At 63.3% G+C, this 3401-nt stretch carries 4 protein-coding genes; 1 reads left to right on the top strand and 3 read right to left on the bottom strand.

The annotated features are described in order from the left end of the window. On the bottom strand, positions 1-584 hold a 584-nt coding region (locus tag AC1D1P_RS18250), incomplete at its 3' end, for an oxygen-binding di-iron domain-containing protein (protein WP_477673935.1). Positions 585-830: 246 nt separating this feature from the next. Next, on the bottom strand, positions 831-1433 hold the full coding sequence (locus AC1D1P_RS18245) for a hypothetical protein (RefSeq protein WP_477671518.1): 603 nt from the start codon (positions 1431-1433) through the stop codon (positions 831-833). A gap of 389 nt (positions 1434-1822) precedes the next feature. On the opposite strand from AC1D1P_RS18245, the gene AC1D1P_RS18240 reads away from it, so the two are divergent. After that, the gene (locus tag AC1D1P_RS18240; protein WP_477673934.1) at positions 1823-2479 is read left to right on the top strand and encodes a GDSL-type esterase/lipase family protein; all 657 of its coding nucleotides are present in this window, start codon (positions 1823-1825) and stop codon (positions 2477-2479) included. Positions 2480-2487: 8 nt separating this feature from the next. Here the strand turns inward: AC1D1P_RS18240 and AC1D1P_RS18235 are convergent, their stop codons facing one another. Beyond that, entirely contained in the window at positions 2488-3060 is a 573-nt protein-coding gene (locus AC1D1P_RS18235) for a CinA family protein (RefSeq protein WP_477671516.1), read from the bottom strand. Positions 3061-3401: the final 341 nt, after the last annotated feature.

Genomic DNA, 3401 nt, shown 5'->3' with positions numbered 1-3401 from the left:
ATGTAGCGCTTGTGGAAGCCCTCCATCAACGGCAGATGGGGCTTCAGGTCGGTGACGGGCACCTGCGCCGTCCGGCCTGACATCATCGACACACCGAGATCACCGGTGAACAGGATGCGGCTGATGGGATCATAAAAATGGAAGTTGCCTTCCGAGTGCAGGAAGTGCGCGGGCAACAGCCACAGCTCGCTCTGCCCCAGCGGCAACCGCCCGCCGCTGTCGGGCACGCCGACCAGGCGCTGCTCGGTCTTGCCGACCTTGGTGAAGTGCGGCACAAAACGCTCCCACACACGCGAGATCACCAGCTGTGCCGGAGTGGACGTGAGCCAGCGGTCCAGCGAGGCAATGATGTCGGGGTCGGCGTGGGAGGCGATGATGTAAGACAGTTTTTGCGGGCTGAAGTGGCGCGACATGCCCAGGAACAATTCGTTGAACGCCAGGTTGCCGCCCGGGTCGATCACGGCGCCGGTGCCGTTGTCGACAATCAGGAACTGGTTGGACTGGACGGCATGCGCGTCTTCCTCGATCAGGTCGGTGAACATCAGGCAGGCATGCCTGTCGTCACGGTAAAGCTCTATGGGCATAGCTGAATGCGTGCGGCGACGCAGAAAAAAAAGCCACTTTATAAGCCGCCCGCTGCTCGCGTATTGATGCAGGTCAATGACACGCCTGAAGCGTGCGYCCGCCGCCCACGCCGGCGCAACACGCGCGATGCAGCAGGCAAAAAAAAGGCGCCGGCGCCTCAATAGGCACCGGCGCGCCTTGCTTGCGCATGGCAGCTGTCCAGGCACCGCGTGGCGGCGCCCCCGAACAGCGCTTTACTTAGCCGCTTAACCGCGGCGGCGGTTGTTCATCATGCGTTCCACGTCGTCGCGCAGCGATGTCAGCTCGTTGCGCAGCTGGCGGCGCTCCTGCGCGGTCACCACGCCGTCGGACTTGAATTGGGCCTCGTGGCGCTCAATGCGGCGTTCACGCTGGTGCAGCCTGGCGGCTTCGCGTTGCGTGATGTGACCCGTGCGCACGCCTTCGTCAATGCGTTGGCTGATCTGGAATTCACGGTTGTCGATGCCGGGGGTATTGCCGGCATTGCCAGGCCTGCCCGCCACATCGCGGTTGTTCATCATGCGTTCCACTTCGGCGCTGAGGCCGTCCAGGTCAGCGCGCAGCTGCTGGCGCTCTTGTGGTGTGGCAACGCCGTTGGATTTAAAACGCGCCTCGCGAGCCGCGATCTCCTGGTCGCGGCGGTACAGCACCTGCGCTTCGGACGGCGTGATGTGGCCGGAGGCCAGACCCTGCTGAATACGCGCGCTGATGGCTTGCTGCGCCTGGTCAATGCCGGGTGTATTAGTACCCTGCGCCATGGCAGGTGCAAACCCCAGCCCGGCGAACAGGGCTGAGGCTAACAACGAGACAGTGAGGAATTTCGATTTCATGGGGTTCTCCTTGGAATGCTTGTGCGTTTGATTGCCAGCAACCCGGTGGGCAACTTGCGGTGGCGGCTATAAATCTCCGTCTCGGCAAGCGGCCGTGGGGGCTGCTCCTGAATCGCTGCTTTCAAAGGCCTTTGCGCTTCAGTAAAACCATTGTTGGCCCGCTCTTGTGAATACCGTGTAAGGCAAACGGAGCTTTACCCCGTCATTACGCAGTGATTACCCTTGCATTACCTCGCGCTTGCAGTGGTGTCCAGATGCGCTTTGGCATGGTTAGACTGTGCGCATGCTGATCATCCCTTCGCTGAGCCGCAAGCAGCTGCATCCGGAAGACAAGGCGCCGGCCGCGCACCCGGCTCCACCCGATAACCTGAAATAAACCGGCACGACGCATGGACTCGCATCACCATTCCCTTCGCCGCCAACTCCTGCTGGGCGCTGCCTGCTCTGCGCTGCTGTTGGCTGCGGCTTGCTCCAGAAAAGCCGGGCCCAAAGGCAAGACCCTGCCCAAGGAGGCCACCCTGCTGTGCCTGGGCGATTCGCTGACCTTTGGCTACGGCGCCCCGGCGGGCGCCAGCTACCCGCAGCAGCTGGAACTGCTGACCGGCTACATCACGCAGAACGCGGGCATCAACGGCGACACAGCGGCCGGTGCGCTGGCACGCCTGCCGGCGCTGCTGCAGGAAAACAAGCCAGGCCTGGTGCTGGTGTGCATTGGCGGCAACGACTTTCTGCGCAACATGCCGCTGGACAGCACCCGCGCTGCCATCAGGTCGATTGTGCAAACCGCCGCTGCCAGCACGCAGGTGGTGCTGATCGCGCAGCCCAAACCCGTGCTGCTTTCTGCCGCGATGGGCTCACTGAAAGACCATGAGGTGTATGCCGAGGTCGCCGCGGAAACAGCCACCCCGCTTTTTGCCGATGCCTGGTCTTATGTGCTGTCACGCAGCGAATTGCGTTCTGACCAGATCCACGCCAATGCGGAAGGCTACAAGGTGTTTGCCGGGCGTTTGGCCGACTGGCTGCGCGACAGGAAATTTGTCGCCTGACGGGTTTGTCAGCCGGTGCGGTCGCGCCTGGCTGCCGTTTCAAGAAACGCCGCGTGGCGCGCCGGGATCTGCGTGAGCGCATAGGCAGCCGCCTGCTCGCGGATGCTGTTGCGGTCACCGCTGAACCTGCGGGTTTCGGTGAACACCGCGTCCCCACGTCCATCACGCCCCGCAAACATCCAGGCAAAGCACTGCGTGCCGGCGGGAATCTTCGGGTCGGTGCCGTCGGTCACGCCGGTGTTGGCAATGGCCATGGTGGCCTCGCTCTTTTGCATCGCGCCGCGCACCATCTCGGCAGCCACCTCTTCGCTGGTGAGGTTGCAGCGCTCGATGGTTTCTGCTTTCACCCCAAGGCAACGCTGTTTGGCCCGGGGTGAATACACCACATAAGCCGACTCCAGCAAGGACCCCGCACCCGGCACATCCGCGAGGTGTGCGGCGATCAGGCCTGCGGTGCAGGACTCGGCGGTGGCCAACACCAGCGAGTGGTTTTTCATGTAAGCCGCGACGGCCCTGAGCTGGTTGCTGCTGGCGTCGCGGGAGGACTGACGGGAAGGCGGACTTGTGCTCTCAGGCGTCATGGCGTGCGGCCCAGGCGGCACCTGAACCTTTAGCGGAGATATCCAGACTATGCGTTGCCGGTGCCCACGCGGCCAGAGCGTGTTGCTGACGGCCTTGTAGGAATGATGTGCGCCCCGGCGCAGGACCCTGCCCGCTTGCGGCTCCGCCATCACCCTACACAAACAGAAGCCCGCAGAGTCATGCTATTGATTTCATAGCTGCTTGCGCACGGCCTGACTGGTCCGCAGGCTCACGGGCAGACGGATTCGCGTCAGGTACGTATGACAGGCTACATGCCCGGTGCCGGCCCAGGGCAGGCTTCAGCCATCACCCAGCCCGATGGGCGCCGGCGCCTCCATCA

Source organism: Polaromonas sp. P1_E1_2, from assembly GCF_056406035.1.
Note: the sequence above shows the minus strand (reverse complement) of the source record. Positions and strands in the feature narration are given on the sequence as shown.

Bases quoted from the DNA above. Each gene is read 5' to 3' on its own strand.
- AC1D1P_RS18235 (WP_477671516.1), bottom strand. From the start codon at position 3,060: ATGACGCCTGAGAGCACAAGTCCGCCTTCCCGTCAGTCCTCCCGCGAC.
- AC1D1P_RS18240 (WP_477673934.1), top strand. From the start codon at position 1,823: ATGGACTCGCATCACCATTCCCTTCGCCGCCAACTCCTGCTGGGCGCT.
- AC1D1P_RS18245 (WP_477671518.1), bottom strand. From the start codon at position 1,433: ATGAAATCGAAATTCCTCACTGTCTCGTTGTTAGCCTCAGCCCTGTTC.